The following is a 16,765-nucleotide window of genomic DNA, read 5'->3' as shown; positions in this document are numbered from 1 at the left end:
AGGACATGAGACGTATGGAGAAAAAGCCGTTCACCCCAAGAGAGATAGTTGAAAAGCTTGATCAATACATTATTGGTCAGCTTGATGCGAAAAAAGCAGTGGCGGTGGCTTTAAGAAACCGTTACAGAAGAAGTCTTTTACATGATAAGCTAAAGGATGAAGTCGTTCCTAAAAACATATTAATGATTGGCCCAACGGGTGTGGGGAAAACAGAGATTGCCCGCAGAATTGCACGAATTTCTGGTGCGCCATTTATTAAAGTGGAAGCGACGAAGTTTACTGAAGTGGGTTATGTCGGCCGTGACGTAGAGTCGATGGTCAGAGATTTAGTTGAAACAGCGATTAGACTGGTCAAAGAAGAAAAGATGATAGATGTTCAAGAAGAAGCAGAAAAACAAGCAAATAAACGTCTTGTTCATTTACTTGTTCCTGGTAAGAAAAAAAGCCAGTCTGTGAAAAATCCTTTTGAGATGCTGTTTGGTGCCTCTGATGAAGATGACCGTGATCGAGAACATTCAAATGAAGAAGTGGAACTTGAATCAACAAGAAAACGAATCGCTCATCAGCTGGCTATGGGAGAACTTGAAGATCACTACGTCACGATCGAAGTTGAAGAACAGCAGCCTTCCATGTTTGATATGCTTCAAGGCTCGGGTATGGAGCAAATGGGTATGAACATGCAGGATGCGCTTGGCAATCTCATGCCTAAAAAGAAAAAACGCAGAAAGCTGACTGTTAGAGAAGCAAGAAAGGCGCTGACGGCTGAGGAAGCTTCAAAACTGATTGATATGGATGAAGTCAGTCAGGAAGCCGTCTACAAAGCAGAGCAGCAAGGAATTATTTTTATCGATGAAATCGACAAAATCGCTAAAAGCGGTGGTGCATCATCTGCAGATGTTTCTCGTGAAGGGGTTCAGCGTGATATTTTACCGATTGTAGAAGGTTCAACTGTGATGACGAAATATGGTGCAGTGAAAACAGATCATGTGCTGTTTGTTGCAGCAGGTGCATTTCATATGGCGAAACCATCAGATTTGATTCCAGAGCTCCAGGGGCGCTTCCCAATCCGTGTAGAATTAGATAAATTAAGTATAGAAGACTTTGTGAAAATCTTAACGGAACCAGATAACGCGTTATTAAAGCAATATAAAGCTTTACTTGAAACGGAAGGTATATCTCTTGAATTTTCTGACGATGCTATTCATAAGATTGCCGAAGTGGCTTATCATGTCAATCAGGAGACAGATAACATCGGTGCAAGAAGGCTTCATACCATACTTGAGAAGCTGCTTGAAGAGCTTTCATTTGAGGCGCCTGATATTACAATGGAGACAGTGACCATTACCCCTCAGTATGTAGAAGAGAAGCTAGGAAAGATTGCAAATAACAAAGATTTAAGTCAATTTATACTTTAACAAATGAATAAAGTAATCTAGGAGGATCATTATTATGGCGTTACTACAAAAAACAAGAATTATTAACTCAATGCTGCAAGATGCAGCGGGGAAACCAGTTAATTTCAAAGAAATGGCAGAAACATTGAGAGATGTCATTGATTCAAACATTTTCGTATTAAGCAGAAGAGGGAAGCTTCTTGGCTACTCCATTAATCAGCAGATCGAAAATGCACGTATGAAAAAAATGCTTGAAGATCGTCAGTTCCCGGAAGAATATACAAAGAGCTTATTCAACGTCCCTGAAACGTCTTCAAACCTTGATATTAACAGTGAATATACAGCATTCCCGATTGAGAATGTTGACTTATTCCAATCAGGTTTAACAACAATTGTTCCAATTATCGGCGGAGGAGATCGTTTGGGAACGTTAATCCTGTCCCGCTTGCAAGATACATTCACAGATGATGATTTAATTCTTGCCGAATACGGAGCAACAGTTGTTGGGATGGAGATTCTGCGTGAGAAAGCAGAGGAAATTGAAGAAGAAGCAAGAAGTAAAGCGGTTGTCCAAATGGCGATTAGCTCTCTTTCATACAGTGAGCTTGAAGCGATTGAGCACATTTTTGAAGAGCTCGATGGTAATGAAGGACTTCTTGTTGCAAGTAAAATTGCAGATCGTGTAGGGATTACTCGTTCAGTGATCGTGAACGCCTTACGTAAGTTAGAAAGTGCAGGCGTGATCGAATCACGTTCTCTTGGAATGAAGGGAACATACATCAAAGTGTTAAACAACAAATTTTTAATTGAACTTGAAAATTTAAAATCTCATTAATCAAAAACCCTTTTTAGCCGAAATAAATGCTGAAAAGGGTTTTTTTATGTGAAAAAATGAGGATTTGTCCGAAAAATGTCACTCTTTTTTCCAAGAAACCCCTTACAATTCTGTAGTTCTTTGAATCTAGGTCTTTATACCTATTCGTAAAATAGATATATATTACGAGTTTTTTTTACATTTACATCATAGACTTTAATCCTATTATTTCTTACAATGAACATATGGTTTTACAAATCTCGACATGATTAAATGGAATGAAATACATATGATTGGAGGTATATGGTTTTGGATATATTTTCTGGAACGATAAGCAACCTTGAGAATGCCTTGGGCAGAGCGAATGTTAAGCAAAAAGTCATAAGCAATAATATCGCGAATATAGACACACCGAACTACAAGTCTAAAAACGTCGCATTCCACGACATGCTAAATGACGCTTCGATGAGATTAGATGCTAAAAAAACATACCAAGGTCACATTGATTTTTCGAAAAAAGGGTCTAATTATTCAGTTGTTTCGAGCAACCGTACTTCATATCAAGAAAACGGAAATAATGTCGATATTGATCAAGAGATGAGTGAACTCGCTAAAAACCAAATTCAGTATAATGCGTTGGTGGAAAGAATGAGCGGGAAATTCAATTCTCTTAAAACAGTTTTGACAGGAGGTAAGTGATGTCGATTTTTTCAGGAGTGAACGCTTCGGCCTCAGCATTAACAGCACAGAGGCTCAGAATGGACGTTGTATCCTCAAACCTTGCTAATATGGATACAACAAGAGCTAAACAGGTTGACGGCAACTGGGAGCCTTATAGACGTAAACTCGTCACATTACAGCCGTCAGGTGAATCATTTTCATCTATATTGAACTCAAGCATGAATTCGAGCGGCAAATTAGGAAACGGCGTCAAAGTAACAAAGATTACAGAAGACGAAACTCCATTCAACCTTCAATATGATCCTACAAATCCCGATGCCAATGAAAATGGATATGTTCAGACACCAAATGTCGATCCTTTAAAAGAAATGGTCGACCTCATCAGCAGCTCCAGATCATATGAAGCAAACGTGACGGCTCTAAATGCGAATAAAAGCATGTTGATGAAAGCTTTAGAAATAGGAAAGTAAGGTGAAAAGAATTGGTTAACGCAATATCTCCTTTCCAGCTTCAAACCGCTCAGCAAGCAAGTGAATTGACGAATGCATCGTCCGTTCAGGCGGCTGCACCTAAAAGTCAAACGAATTTCTCTGATGTGCTGAAGAACTCCATTGAGGCATTAAATCAATCACAGCTGAAATCAGACCAGTATACAAATGCGCTTGCACAGGGAAAAGATGTCAATCTCGATGAAGTCATGATTGCCTCGCAGAAAGCGAGTGTGACACTCACAGCTGCGACAGAGTTTCGAAATAAAGCAGTCGAAGCGTATCAAGAGATTATGAGAATGCAGATGTAGGAGGTGCTGACGGACAAAAAAAGACTGAATGGAATGACCGGGGGTTAAGATGAATCGTACTTTAATGCAATTAAGAACAAAAACAGTTGAGTTTTGGCGAAATCGATCAAAATTACAAAAAATACTCATGATTGGCGGCGTTGCTGCCCTAGCAATCATTATTACGGTTGTTAGCATCTTTGCTTCTTCTGAAAAAATGGTTCCATTGTTTAGAGACTTGTCTGATGCAGAAGCTGGACAAATCAAACAGGAACTAGATGGCAAAAACGTTAAATCGGAACTTGCAAACAACGGAACAACGATTCTTGTTCCGGAAAAGCAAGCAGACTCTTTAAAAGTAACACTTGCATCTGAAGGGCTCCCTAAGACAGGCAGCATTGATTATTCCTTCTTTGCAAACAATTCAGGCTTCGGTTTAACAGATAATGAATTTGATGTTCTGAAAGTAGATGCAACTCAGACAGAACTATCCAATCTGATCAACACAATTGATGGGATTAAAGATTCAAAAGTAATGATTAACCTGCCAAAAGATTCCGTTTTTGTTGGAGAAGAGCAAAGTAATGCATCAGCATCCATTGTGCTGCAAGTTGAGCCTGGCTACACGCTCACGCCGCAGCAAGTAAAAGGCCTTTATCATCTTATTTCAAAAAGTGTGCCAAATTTAAAGACAGAAAACATTGTCATTATGGACCAAGATTCCAACTACTATGACCTGAATACAAGTTCTGACTCCTATGCAAGTGGAATGGATGCACAGCAGCAGAAAAAAGAGGAAATCGAAAAGAACCTTCAAAGAAAAATCCAACAGCTGCTCGGAACGATGATGGGTCAGGATAAAGTGGCTGTATCTGTCACAACTGACATTGATTTTACTGAAGAAAAAAGAAAAGAAGACCTTGTAGAACCAGTTGATAAAGAAAACATGCAAGGAATCGCTGTCAGCGCTGAAAAAATTGCTGAAACTTATTCAGGCAATGGTGCAGCAGCTGGAGGCACCGCTGGAACAGGTGACGATGATGTGACAAATTATCAAGGTGCCGATGGAGCGAATGGAAGCGGAGATTATGAAAAGAGCGAAGATCGCATCAATTATGAAGTCAACCGCATTCATAAAGATATCAAAGAAAGTCCATATAAAATTAGAGACGTTGGCATTCAAGCATTGGTCGAACCACCAACTGCAAATGATCCAAACACTTTAACTGCTGCAAGGCAAGATGATATCAAAAAAATTCTTTCAACAATCATTAGTACATCGATTGATAAAGAATATACAAATGGTCAAGCGCTCACGCAAGCGGACTTAGATAGCAAAATTGTTTTATCTGTATCGAAATTAGACGGTAAACAGCAAACTGCGGCAGATAACCCTTCAAACAATATTCCAATCTGGGTTTATATTGTAGGCGGTGTGCTACTTCTTGCAATTATCGCTCTCATCATTCTTCTTGTACGCAAGCGCAGAAAAGATGAGGAAGAAGAGTTTGAGTTTGATGAACGTGCACCAATTCATGTTCCTGATATCGATACCGAACCAGAAACAGAAGAAATGGTGAGAAAAAATCAGCTTGAAAAAATGGCAAAAGAAAAACCAGAAGACTTTGCTAAATTGCTACGCAGCTGGCTGTCCGAGGATTAGGAGGAATACACATGTCGAGAAAAGATCCAAATCGACTAACAGGCAGACAAAAAGCAGCAATCCTAATGATTTCCTTAGGGCTAGACGTGTCAGCATCTGTATACAAACATCTGTCTGAAGACGAAATAGAAAAATTAACATTAGAAATTTCCAATGTACGAAGTGTAGACACTGCTAAAAAAGATGAAATCATCGAAGAGTTTCACAGCATTGCCATCGCGCAGGACTACATATCACAAGGCGGCCTTATGTATGCAAGACAAGTGCTTGAAAGAGCGCTTGGTGAGGACAAAGCCGACAGCATCTTAAACCGGTTAACATCATCTCTTCAAGTGAAACCATTTGATTTTGCTCGAAAGGCTGAGCCAGAACAAATCTTAAACTTTATCCAGCATGAGCATCCACAAACGATTGCGCTCATTCTTTCCTATCTGGATCCAGTGCAAGCAGGACAGATTTTATCTGAGTTAGGTGAGGAAGTACAAACAGAGGTGGCGAGACGTATTGCCTTAATGGATCGTACATCTCCAGAGATCATCAACGAGGTGGAACGCATACTCGAACAAAAGCTTTCTTCAACCTTTACGCAAGATTATACCCAAACGGGTGGAGTCGAAGCGGTTGTCGAAGTGCTTAACGGTGTAGACCGTGCAACGGAGAAAACGATCTTAGATACGCTTGAAATCCAAGATCCTGAGCTTGCTGATGAAATTAAGAAACGTATGTTTGTCTTTGAAGATATTGTCACTCTTGACAGCAGAGCTATCCAGCGTGTTATCCGAGATGTCGAAAATGATGACTTATTGCTTGCACTCAAAGTGGCAAGCGAAGAGGTCAAAGAAATTGTCTTCCGCAACATGTCACAGCGGATGGTCGAAACATTCAAAGAAGAAATGGAGTTTATGGGGCCTGTCCGGCTTAGAGATGTCGAGGAAGCACAAACCCGTATTGTCAGCATCGTAAGACGACTCGAGGAAGCTGGAGAAATCGTCATAGCTCGAGGCGGAGGAGACGATATCATTGTCTAGGATTATCAAACATGAAACATCTGTTATTCCTGAACAAGGGCGGAAAACGATTCCTTTACAGCAAGTGGAGTTCAAAAGAGAACATCACGAAGAAGAGCTTGTCAATGAAACCAAAGCATCGCAGCTTGTACTCAGTGATGCTGAAGATCAAGCGAGCCGCATATTAGAACAAGCAAACAATGAGCTCGAAAAAACAATGGCTGAAATCAATCAGCGCAGAACTGATTTTGAAGAAGAAAGAATGCAGCTCATTGAAGAAGCGAAACAAGCAGGTTATCAAGATGGCTTCCAAAAGGGCGAAGCAGATGCGAATATGCAGTACCAAGCTATTCTTCATCAAGCAAATGACATCGTCAGTCTTGCTAGACAGGACTACGAAGAAAAAATTGAAAGCTCCGCTGAGCAAATTGTGGAACTTGCTTTCGAACTCGCTAAACGCGTTTGGTATGCCGCGGAGGACACGAAAGGTCAATTTTTGGCTCTTGTGAAGCAGGTCATTTCAGAAGTGAAAGAATATGACGATATTTCCGTCTATGTTGATCCTGAACATTACGAGCATGTGATGGAATATAAAGACGAATTGAATAGAATCCTTCAAAAGGATACACACCTTGCCATTTACTCGGATGAAAAAGCGCCAAAAGGAACTTGTTACGTAGAAACAAGCTTTGGAAAAGTGGAAGCGAGTGTTGATACCCAAATGAATCAGTTGAAAGGAAAATTATTAGAAGTCATTGATTCAGGTGATCACAAATGAACATGGATGTGTTAAAAGAAACGATTGAAACCGCTGATCCTTATAAACGATTTGGTAAAGTCAATCGAGTTGTTGGACTGATGATTGAATCTAAGGGGCCAGAGAGTTCGATCGGAGACGTGTGTCTCATTCATAAAAAAGGGAGCAAGCTTCATCCGATCAAAGCAGAGGTCGTAGGGTTTAGAGATGAAAACATTCTGCTCATGCCTTATGTAGAAGCCTCTAACATTTCACCAGGAAGTCTTGTTGAAGCGACGGGTGAGTCGCTGAAGGTCAAAGTTGGGACCGGATTAATTGGTGAAGTTGTTGATGCCTTCGGTGATCCGCTTGATGGCAGTATGCTTCCAAAGGGACTTGCACCTGTTTCGACAGATCAGTCTCCTCCAAATCCGATGGACAGACCGCCTATTCGAGAGAAAATGGGCGTTGGTGTCAGAGTCATCGACAGTCTGCTCACAGTCGGCACTGGTCAAAGGATCGGGATCTTTGCTGGAAGTGGTGTTGGAAAAAGTACCTTAATGGGGATGATTGCAAAGCAGACAGAGGCAGACCTAAATGTTATTGCCCTTGTTGGAGAGCGTGGCCGTGAAGTTCGTGAGTTTATTGAAAAGGATTTAGGTGCAGAAGGACTGAAGCGTTCAATTGTTGTCGTCGCTACTTCTGACCAGCCTGCACTGACGAGACTAAAGGCTGCCTATACAGCAACAGCCATCGCGGAATATTTCAGAGACAGAGGCAAAAATGTCATGTTCATGATGGATTCTGTTACGAGGGTTGCCATGGCACAAAGGGAAATAGGGCTTGCAACTGGCGAACCGCCAACGACAAAAGGATACACGCCTTCAGTGTTCGCTATACTGCCAAAATTGCTTGAACGAACTGGGACGAATCAGCTTGGTTCCATCACGGCGTTTTACACTGTACTTGTTGATGGCGACGATATGAATGAACCGATCGCTGATACAGTCAGGGGGATCTTGGATGGCCACATTGTACTTGATCGTGCTTTAGCCAACAAAGGACAATTTCCCGCTGTTAATATTCTGAAAAGTATCAGCCGTGTCATGAGTAATATAGCCAGTCATGATCACAAGGAAGCGGCTAACCGGTTCCGCCAGCTTTTATCCACTTATCAAAACGCTGAAGACCTCATTAACATTGGAGCATATAAAAAAGGCTCCTCAAAAGATATTGATGAGGCTATGCAGGCTTACCCTCATCTGATTTCATTTTTGAAGCAGGATGTTGAAGAAGCCGTATCTATTGAAGACAGTGTGAGTTTATTGCTCAGTTTGATGAATAGAGAGGATTGACAAAAACAGTGAGATATCAATACAAATTTCAAAAGCTCTTAGAACTGAAAGAAAGTGAAAAAGACAAGTCACTCGCAGCTTACCAACAATCCGTTTCGGCATTTGAGCAAGTCGCTGAAAAACTCTATGAAAATATGAGTAAAAAAGAGCTAATGGAAAAAAGTAAAGAAGAAAAGCTGAAAAGTGGAATGAGTGTTCAAGAAATGCGTCATTACCAGCAATTTGTGACGAACTTAGACAACACCATTCAGCATTATCAGCAGCTTGTGATCATGAAACGACATCAAATGAATGAAAAACAATCTGATTTAACTGAAAAAAACATTGAGTTTAAAAAGTTTGAAAAAATGAAAGAAAAGCAATTTGAAAAGTTCTCCCTTGAACATAAGGCAATTGAAATGAAAGAAATGGATGATATCTCTATCAGCCAATTCATGTTTCAAGGACATTAGGAGTCGAGATGAATGCCTAAGAAGGAAAAAACGAAGGAATCAGGCGGCGGGAAATTTCAATGGATCTTGTTTATTGTCATCATCCCATTGATTGTGCTTGTGATAGTGGCTGGCACAATCCTTTATATGGCAGGTTATGATCTAAAGAAACCGCTCCAAAATATTCCGGTAATCAGCAATTTGGTTGGTTCAGATGACACCTCAAAAACGTCATCTTCACCTAATGATCAAAGCGATGCAGAGTTGAAAGAACTGAAAAAGACGGTTAAAGAGCAAAAGAATGAACTTGAAATTGCACAAAAAGACTTGAAAACAAGTGATGAAGAGATTAAAAGGCTGAATCAAAAAATCAGCTCGCTTGAAAAAACATCTGAAAATGATGCAAGTAAAACGTCAGCTAATGACGCTTCATCGAATAACACGTCAACCAATGACAGTTCATCAAACAACAACTCATCAAATAATACGTCAGGTAATAATTCAGCAGGAACGTCCTCTGATGCAGCGACATCCTCTAATCAGCAAACAAAAGGAAAGGTCGCCAGCATTTACGAAAGCATGGACCCAGGGAAATCCGCCAAAATTTTATCAGAACTAAGTGATAAAGAGGCATTAAAAATCCTTGAAGAGCTGAGCAAAAATAAACTGACAGACATATTAGCAAAACTGACACCTCAGAAGGCAGCAACGTTTACAAAAGAGCTTGCCAAAAAAGAAGAAAGTGAAAATGGGGGTGGACAATAAGTGAAGCTATTGGATATTGGAGCCTTACAGCAATCTTCTCAAGGTCTCTCGGGACTAAAGGGAGGCGGCGCGGCCTCTGCAAGCGGTTTGTTTAAACAATTGCTTAGTGGAGCAGGCGCCCAAAGCGGTCCTGTTCATGCTGAGCCAGGCGCTGCTGCAACTCTTTCTATCAATGATGCGATGCAAATCATTGAAAAGTGGATGCAATCACCTGAAGAAGGAATTAGTGCAGACCTTCTAAGTGCGCTTCAAACACTACAAGGTCAAACGCTTGAATCAACTGATCTCAAGTCACTTGAAGAATTGTTTCAAAAAATGGAATCTTCCATTTACGGTGATCAAGCTGAAAAGCCAGGTTCTGAACATAGTGAACAGCTCATACAAGTCCACTTTTTCATCTATCAATTGCTCAATCAACAGCCGCTCAGCTTTGATGCGAAACTTGTGCAGGATATTGAAGGAAAAGGTCAAGACTTCATCCACTTTCTTTCGAAAAACGGGGTAGATGAGAAACTCATTCAGCAAGTAAAAGAGCAGTTCTTCTCGCAAGGATCAGCGCCAAAGCTGAATTCGATGTCTCAAAGTGAGCTGAAGAACTTTAATCAGTTAATCGACCATATGATGGCGAATGCAAAAGGATCTGACAAAGAGTGGAAAATTTCACTAGGAGAGTTGAAATCACTGGTCTCTCCAAAACAAGAATCTACTCTCGCTTCTCAGGCAAAAGGGGCTGCATCTCTTGAGTGGCTCATCAAAAAAGAAATTGTGAAAGGGCAGAGCACTGCTGCACCAGTTTCTGAAAAAATAATGACCCACTCGCTTTTGCCAGGTCATAAGCAGTTTTTCCAACTGCAGTCAGCGGCTCCTGTTCAGCAGACACAAACCACTGATGAAAAGCCAGGGACAGTTGATCAGCAAATTTTAAACACGTGGAAGCAAATGAAATTCACTCCGTTTGGCAATTCAAGCGGACGCTTTACCGTTCGATTAAATCCTGAAAATCTTGGGTTTATTACCATTCAGCTAACAAAACAAAACGGTATGTATGCGAGTAAAATTACAGCCTCGACGCAAGCGGCTAAAGAGTTGTTAGAACATCATCTGCCGCAGCTCAAGCAGGCGCTTCCGAATATGTCGGTTCAAGTGGACCGTTTCCATATACCGCTTCAATCAAATGAGCAGCCGTTATTTGGACAGTTTAGTGAAGAAAACAAGCAGCAGTCAAAAGGACACAATTTTAAGCAGACTGATGAACAGGAAGCAGAATTCCAAGATGTACTGGATGCTCTTGTTGGATCAGATGAAGAAGAGGAGGAGATCTAATGGCAACAGTTGATGCTACGAATAGAACAGCCGCACAAGCAGACACTTCTTCAAACGCAGCAAAGAAAACGGATACGCTTGGGAAAGATCAATTCTTGAAAATATTGATGACACAGCTTCAAAACCAAGATCCGACAAATCCACTTGATGACCGTGAGTTTGTCACGCAGCTTGCGACATTTTCATCTTTAGAACAGCAAACCAATATGAACGATTCAATCACCAAGCTAAATCAGCTCATGTCTACATTTGTTGCGCACCAAGATCCGTTTACTACGTATGTAGGCTGGATTGGTAAAGAAGTATCGGGCAAATTGGATGATAAAGAGATATCGGGCACTGTGAAGTCTGTTAAAAACATTGACAATGAATACTTACTTGTTTTGGAAGATGGAACGAAAATCAGCCCTTGGGATGTTACAGCAGTTGGAGAAAAAACGAAGTAATTCGAGGAGGAAAATAAATGTTACGCTCACTTTACTCAGGAATTAGCGGAATGAAAAACTTCCAAACAAAATTAGATGTGGTAGCCAATAACGTAGCCAACGTCAATACACACGGATACAAAAAAAGCCGTATCACTTTTAAAGATATGGTCAGTCAGACCATTGCAAGTTCTGGTGGACCGACGAATAACTCTGGTTCAATCAACTCAAAACAAGTTGGTTTAGGATCATCTTTATCTTCTATTGATAAAATCATGACATCAGGTGCTTCTCAAAATACAGACGAACCATATGATTTCTATATTAATGGAGATGGATTTTTCCGTATTGAAAAGCAAGGTGAAATCCTATTTACAAGAACAGGGAACTTCAAACCTGATTCAAATGGGGATTTGGCAACACCTGATGGAAACTATCTTCTTGGCATGGATGGTCAAAGAATCAACATTCCAAACGACAATGTGTCAAGTGTTAGTGTTGGGCCAGATGGGACTGTTTCTGTTGTTGAGAACAACGTTTCTCGTACTGTTGGACAAGTATCACTTGTGTCTTTCAGTAATGCAGGAGGATTAGATAAAATTGGGGATAACCTATACCGCCAAACGCTCAGTTCCGGTGCGCCAAGTAATGCCATAGCTCCTGGAACTCAAGGAACAGGTGAACTTCAAACAGGGAAACTTGAAATGTCAAACGTTGATTTAACAGACGAGTTTACAGAAATGATTATCGCGCAGCGCGGATTCCAATCGAATGCAAAGACGATCACAACTTCTGATGAAATTCTGCAAGAGCTTGTGAATCTGAAACGATAGGAGGTAGGGGGAGCGGATCATCGCTTCTCTGCTTAATATGATTGAAGTGACAAGATTAAATGGCAAAGGATTTATGCTGAACGCTCTCCATATCGAACAAATCGAAAGCTTTCCAGACACGACCATTACATTAGCCAATGGAAAGAAATTCGTTGTGAAAGAAGATGAAGAGCAACTTCAAGAGAAGATCATTTCTTTCTACAGAAAAATCCAAGTCATTTCATTGAACCAAGGAATAGAGGAATTTGAATGAAGAAGAAATTAGTTGTAGTAATGCTAATCATGATTATTGCCATCGCCGGAATTGGAGCAGGCATCGTTTTTCTGCTAAATGGGTCAGACGAAGCAAAAGCTGAAAAAGAGCCAACAGCAGATGAAGTCGTAAAAGCTTCAGTTGAAATTCCTGAGATTGTCACTAATTTAAAGTCTGAAGGAAATGCTGTCAAACTTGTCCTGAATATTGAAACGGACTCTGAAAAAGCAAAAGAGGAGCTTGAGAAAAGAAGTTTCCAAGTAAAAGATGCTGTAATCGACATTTTATCAGACACGAATGCAGATGAACTTGATGGTAAGAAAGGCAGAGAGCATTTTAAAACACAAGTCAAAAACAAAGTGAATAACTATTTGCAAGATGGCAAGGTGAAAGAAGTATATATAACCTCCTTTAATCTGCAATAGAGGCGATTAATTGACACGATGGAGGTGAAGAAATGTCAGGAGAAGTGCTTTCCCAGAATGAGATCGACGCATTATTATCCGCCATCTCTACAGGAGAAATGGATGCAGAAGAGCTGAAAAAAGAAGAAACGACGAAAAAAGTGAAGGTGTATGACTTTAAACGTGCACTGCGCTTTTCGAAAGACCAGATTCGAAGTTTAACAAGGATTCATGATAACTTCGCTAGACTGCTTACCACTCACTTTTCAGCACAGCTAAGATCATATATTCAAATTACTGTCAGCTCGGTTGACCAAGTACCATACGAAGAGTTTATTCGTTCGATTCCTAATATGACATTATTAAACTTATTTTATGTCAGCCCGCTTGAAGGAAGAATCATGCTTGAAGTGAACCCAACAATCGGCTATGCGATGATGGACAGGTTGATGGGCGGGATTGGCATTAGTCATAATAAGACAGAATCACTAACAGAAATCGAAACAAAGATTATCTCAAACATGTTTGAGGGAGCTTTGGAAAATTACAGAGAAGCGTGGCAGTCCATAACCGACATCGAGCCTGAAATGGCAGATTTCGAGGTAAATCCCCAGTTTGTTCAAATGGTGTCACCAAACGAAACTGTTGTCGTCATTTCTCTTAATACACAAATTGGTGAGGTAAGCGGGGTTATTAACCTATGTATTCCTCATGTTGTATTAGAGCCTATTATTCCGAAGCTGTCTGTACACTACTGGATGCAGTCTGAACGAAATGAACCGAAGCAGCAAGAAACAAAGGCCATTGAGAAACGGATTATGACGGCAAAAATACCGGTAGTCGCAGAGCTGGGACAATCGGAAATGACGGTGGAAGAGTTTTTGAATTTGGAAATTGGTGATTGTATTGCCTTGGACAAACCAGTAAATGCGCCTCTTACTGTTATGGTCGGAAATAAACCGAAATTCTTGGGACAGGCCGGCCGCGTGAATCGGAAACAGGCGATTCAAATTCTAGATCACGACATAAGAGGTGAAGAAGATGGAGAATAACGGAAGTAAATTATCACAAGATGAAATTGATGCGCTCCTTAAAGGAGGCAGCAATGACGATATAGAGCCTGATACAATCCTTTCTGCAATGGAACAAGATGCCATTGGAGAAATCGGAAATATTTCATTCGGCAGCTCTGCAACAGCACTTTCAACCCTATTAAATCAAAAAGTGGAGATTACAACTCCAACTGTTTCAGTGATTCAAAAAAGTAAGCTGAATGAGGAGTTTCCTCATCCGTATGTCGCAATTGAAGTGAATTATACGGAAGGCTTCAGCGCAAGTAACCTGCTTGTCATCCAGCAAACAGATGCAGCAGTCATTGCAGACTTAATGATGGGCGGAGACGGGACAAATGCAGACCCTTCTTTAAGCGAGATTCACTTAAGTGCAGTGCAAGAAGCAATGAACCAAATGATGGGTTCTGCTGCGACGTCCATGTCGACTGTCTTTAATAAAAAGATTGATATTTCTCCGCCGCGCGTCGAATTACTTGATGTGAAAGAAGGAGAAGGGACAGACCGCATTCCAGCTGAAGAAATGCTTGTCAAAGTGTCCTTCAGATTAACAATAGGTGAACTGATCGATTCAAATATTATGCAGCTTTATCCTATAACATTCGCGAAGGATTTAATCGCTGAATTAACAGTCCCTGCGAATGAAGAAGAGCCTGTTCAAGAAGCTCAAGTGAGCACACCTGAACCTGAGCCGGCAGCACCTCAAGCTCAGTCTGCCCCAGCGCAGCAAGCAGCACCGCAGAAAAGACAGGCGAAGCCAAAGCAGGCAGCACCTGTAAATGTGGCGCCAGTTGAATTTGAAGCGTTCAGTGAGCCTCAGCATACAACAAACCAGCTTGGAAATCTTGATATGCTGATGGATATTCCGCTTTCTATTACGGTGGAACTTGGAAGAACTCAGCGCAGCGTGAAAGAAGTTCTTGAGCTTTCAGCTGGCAGTATCATTGAACTGGACAAACTTGCTGGTGAGCCAGTCGACATTCTAGTTAACAAGCGAATCGTCGCCAAAGGGGAAGTCGTTGTCATCGATGAAAACTTTGGTGTTCGTGTAACTGACATTTTAAGTCAGTCAGAAAGACTTTCTAATTTAAAATAAACAAACATATAGGGAGAGAATAAGTAAATGGCTACTAAGGTATTAATCGTAGATGATGCAGCATTCATGAGAATGATGATCAAGGATATTCTTGTAAAAAACGGATTTGATGTAGTAGGAGAAGCAGAAAACGGCGCACAAGCTGTTGAAAAATACAAAGAAACATCTCCTGATCTTGTCACAATGGATATCACAATGCCAGAAATGGACGGGATCACTGCACTAAAAGAAATCAAACAAATCGATGCTTCTGCAAAAATCATCATGTGCTCAGCAATGGGACAGCAGTCAATGGTTATTGACGCGATCCAAGCAGGTGCAAAAGACTTTATCGTGAAGCCATTCCAGGCAGACCGTGTACTTGAAGCAATTAATAAAACGTTAGGCTAAAAAAGGGTGTAAGACTTGTTGAAAAAACGTTTGATATGTATAGCAATGATCAGTTTTATGCTTTTCTTAACAATGCAGCCGGCTTCACTGTTTGCTGAAACGAAAGATCCTGAAAATGGCACGGTGAATGACTGGATCAAAGATGAGAAAGAAAGCAAAAAGGATACAGAGAAGAAAACCACTGACAATCAAACGAATCCGGCAGAAGAAGTTCCCTCTTCTTCTGTCTCCATTATGGATTTTGTCAAAATGATTGGTGCCTTACTTTTTGTCATCCTACTTATTTACGGATTGGTAAGATTTGTTGGGAAGCAAAACCGCTTACTCAAACCATTTCGCTACGTTGAAAATATTGGCGGAACGACGGTCGGACAAAACCGTTCAGTCCAGCTGATCAAAGTAGGCAAACGAGTATTAGTTGTCGGCGTAGCAGACTCAATCCAGCTGCTAAAAGAAATTGATGATGAACAAGAATGTGAAGCAATCGTGAAACAATACGAAGAAGCGATGGAAAGTAAGACCGATTTACCAAAAATGGTTCAAAAATTCACATCGCAGATAAAAAAACATGATCAGCCGACCACTTCTTCTTTTTCAGCTAATTTAAAGGCGCAGCTAGCCGAGTTGAAAAAGACCCAATCAGAAGTCAGAAAGAAAGGCCCGAAACAAAATGAATGAGTTTATCGATTTATTTAATTCCAGCGGTGCAGGAAATATCAGCACGTCTGTCCGTCTACTTTTACTTTTGACCGTATTTTCGGTTGCGCCAGGCATTCTCATTTTAATGACGTGTTTTACACGGATTGTGATCGTTCTTTCATTTGTCAGAACATCACTTGCAACCAACTCAATGCCGCCAAACCAAGTGCTTGTTGGACTTGCTTTGTTTCTCACATTTTTTATCATGGCACCCACGTTCTCACAGATTAATAAAGAGGCGCTGACGCCGCTTTTAAATGATGACATCACGTTAAATCAGGCGTATGAAAAAGCCGAAGTGCCGATTAAAGAGTTTATGAGTAAACATACAAGGCAGAAAGATTTGGCTTTATTTCTTAGTTACGCAAAAATGGATACACCTGAATCGATTAAAGATATTCCGTTAACGGCGATGGTTCCCGCTTTTGCCATTTCAGAATTAAAGACGGCATTTCAAATTGGTTTCATGATCTTTATTCCATTTTTAATTATTGACATGGTGGTCGCAAGTGTTCTGATGTCAATGGGGATGATGATGCTTCCGCCGGTTATGATATCGCTCCCTTTTAAAATATTGTTATTTGTTTTAGTCGATGGATGGTATTTGATAGTTAAATCTTTGCTGCAAAGCTTTTAGAGTAGGTGCTT

Annotated in this window: 21 protein-coding genes; all 21 read left to right on the top strand. The window is 40.7% G+C overall.

Going from position 1 to position 16,765, the window contains the following annotated elements; all coding sequences use genetic code 11:
* Nucleotides 1-14 precede the first annotated feature (14 nt).
* The 21 genes from hslU (at nt 15) to fliP (ending at nt 16,754) form a co-directional block, all read left to right on the top strand.
* Entirely contained in the window at nt 15-1,415 is a 1,401-nt protein-coding gene (hslU, locus tag AKG37_RS12355; RefSeq protein WP_060699086.1) for an HslU--HslV peptidase ATPase subunit, read from the top strand.
* A gap of 34 nt (nt 1,416-1,449) precedes the next feature.
* A complete protein-coding gene (codY, locus tag AKG37_RS12350; protein WP_060699085.1) occupies nt 1,450-2,229 on the top strand; it encodes a GTP-sensing pleiotropic transcriptional regulator CodY in 780 nt (259 codons plus the stop codon).
* A gap of 288 nt (nt 2,230-2,517) precedes the next feature.
* Nucleotides 2,518-2,907 (top strand): flagellar basal body rod protein FlgB, encoded by a 390-nt coding sequence (flgB, locus tag AKG37_RS12345; protein ID WP_060699084.1) that lies wholly within the window; start codon nt 2,518-2,520, stop codon nt 2,905-2,907.
* On the top strand, nt 2,907-3,359 hold the full coding sequence (gene flgC, locus AKG37_RS12340) for a flagellar basal body rod protein FlgC (protein WP_024424179.1): 453 nt from the start codon (nt 2,907-2,909) through the stop codon (nt 3,357-3,359). Before flgB ends, flgC begins: the two co-directional genes overlap by 1 nt.
* A gap of 11 nt (nt 3,360-3,370) precedes the next feature.
* Nucleotides 3,371-3,688, top strand: a complete 318-nt coding sequence (gene fliE / locus AKG37_RS12335) for a flagellar hook-basal body complex protein FliE (RefSeq protein ID WP_007499609.1) — start codon at nt 3,371-3,373, stop codon at nt 3,686-3,688.
* Nucleotides 3,689-3,737: 49 nt separating this feature from the next.
* Nucleotides 3,738-5,330 carry a flagellar basal-body MS-ring/collar protein FliF gene (gene fliF, locus AKG37_RS12330; protein ID WP_060699083.1) on the top strand — a complete coding sequence of 531 codons (1,593 nt, stop codon included), beginning with the start codon at nt 3,738-3,740 and terminating at the stop codon, nt 5,328-5,330.
* A gap of 11 nt (nt 5,331-5,341) precedes the next feature.
* Nucleotides 5,342-6,358 (top strand): flagellar motor switch protein FliG, encoded by a 1,017-nt coding sequence (fliG, locus tag AKG37_RS12325; protein WP_060699082.1) that lies wholly within the window; start codon nt 5,342-5,344, stop codon nt 6,356-6,358.
* Nucleotides 6,351-7,115: a flagellar assembly protein FliH gene (gene fliH, locus AKG37_RS12320; protein ID WP_060699081.1), complete on the top strand. Its 765-nt coding sequence runs from the start codon at nt 6,351-6,353 to the stop codon at nt 7,113-7,115. The genes fliG and fliH overlap by 8 nt, the downstream gene beginning before the upstream one ends.
* Complete coding sequence (fliI, locus tag AKG37_RS12315; RefSeq protein ID WP_060699080.1) at nt 7,112-8,428, top strand: flagellar protein export ATPase FliI; 1,317 nt, start codon at nt 7,112-7,114, stop codon at nt 8,426-8,428. The genes fliH and fliI overlap by 4 nt, the downstream gene beginning before the upstream one ends.
* Nucleotides 8,429-8,436: 8 nt before the next feature.
* On the top strand, nt 8,437-8,880 hold the full coding sequence (gene fliJ / locus AKG37_RS12310; RefSeq protein ID WP_058837796.1) for a flagellar export protein FliJ: 444 nt from the start codon (nt 8,437-8,439) through the stop codon (nt 8,878-8,880).
* 12 nt (nt 8,881-8,892) lie between these two features.
* Complete coding sequence (locus tag AKG37_RS12305) at nt 8,893-9,624, top strand: MotE family protein (RefSeq protein ID WP_060699079.1); 732 nt, start codon at nt 8,893-8,895, stop codon at nt 9,622-9,624.
* A complete protein-coding gene (locus tag AKG37_RS12300) occupies nt 9,625-10,947 on the top strand; it encodes a flagellar hook-length control protein FliK (RefSeq protein WP_060699078.1) in 1,323 nt (440 codons plus the stop codon).
* The gene (flgD, locus tag AKG37_RS12295) at nt 10,947-11,393 is read left to right on the top strand and encodes a flagellar hook assembly protein FlgD (RefSeq protein ID WP_060699077.1); all 447 of its coding nucleotides are present in this window, start codon (nt 10,947-10,949) and stop codon (nt 11,391-11,393) included. Before AKG37_RS12300 ends, flgD begins: the two co-directional genes overlap by 1 nt.
* A 17-nt stretch (nt 11,394-11,410) precedes the next feature.
* Nucleotides 11,411-12,205, top strand: coding sequence for a flagellar basal body rod protein FlgG (gene flgG / locus AKG37_RS12290; protein WP_060699076.1), 795 nt, complete (start codon nt 11,411-11,413; stop codon nt 12,203-12,205).
* Nucleotides 12,206-12,242: 37 nt separating this feature from the next.
* Nucleotides 12,243-12,458: a swarming motility protein SwrD gene (gene swrD, locus AKG37_RS12285; RefSeq protein WP_008344794.1), complete on the top strand. Its 216-nt coding sequence runs from the start codon at nt 12,243-12,245 to the stop codon at nt 12,456-12,458.
* Nucleotides 12,455-12,883 (top strand): flagellar basal body-associated protein FliL, encoded by a 429-nt coding sequence (gene fliL, locus AKG37_RS12280; protein WP_060699075.1) that lies wholly within the window; start codon nt 12,455-12,457, stop codon nt 12,881-12,883. The genes swrD and fliL overlap by 4 nt, the downstream gene beginning before the upstream one ends.
* A gap of 32 nt (nt 12,884-12,915) precedes the next feature.
* Nucleotides 12,916-13,914, top strand: a complete 999-nt coding sequence (fliM, locus tag AKG37_RS12275; protein ID WP_060699074.1) for a flagellar motor switch protein FliM — start codon at nt 12,916-12,918, stop codon at nt 13,912-13,914.
* A complete protein-coding gene (gene fliY, locus AKG37_RS12270) occupies nt 13,904-15,028 on the top strand; it encodes a flagellar motor switch phosphatase FliY (RefSeq protein ID WP_060699073.1) in 1,125 nt (374 codons plus the stop codon). Before fliM ends, fliY begins: the two co-directional genes overlap by 11 nt.
* 27 nt (nt 15,029-15,055) lie before the next feature.
* Nucleotides 15,056-15,418: a response regulator gene (locus tag AKG37_RS12265; protein WP_007499584.1), complete on the top strand. Its 363-nt coding sequence runs from the start codon at nt 15,056-15,058 to the stop codon at nt 15,416-15,418.
* An 18-nt stretch (nt 15,419-15,436) separates the two neighbouring features.
* Nucleotides 15,437-16,096: a flagella biosynthesis regulatory protein FliZ gene (gene fliZ / locus AKG37_RS12260; RefSeq protein WP_060699072.1), complete on the top strand. Its 660-nt coding sequence runs from the start codon at nt 15,437-15,439 to the stop codon at nt 16,094-16,096.
* Nucleotides 16,089-16,754, top strand: a complete 666-nt coding sequence (gene fliP / locus AKG37_RS12255) for a flagellar type III secretion system pore protein FliP (protein ID WP_008354479.1) — start codon at nt 16,089-16,091, stop codon at nt 16,752-16,754. Before fliZ ends, fliP begins: the two co-directional genes overlap by 8 nt.
* Nucleotides 16,755-16,765 lie beyond the last annotated feature (11 nt).

Source organism: Bacillus australimaris, assembly GCF_001307105.1.
GTDB lineage: Bacteria > Bacillota > Bacilli > Bacillales > Bacillaceae > Bacillus > Bacillus australimaris.
This window is presented reverse-complemented; position numbering and strand designations above follow the sequence as displayed.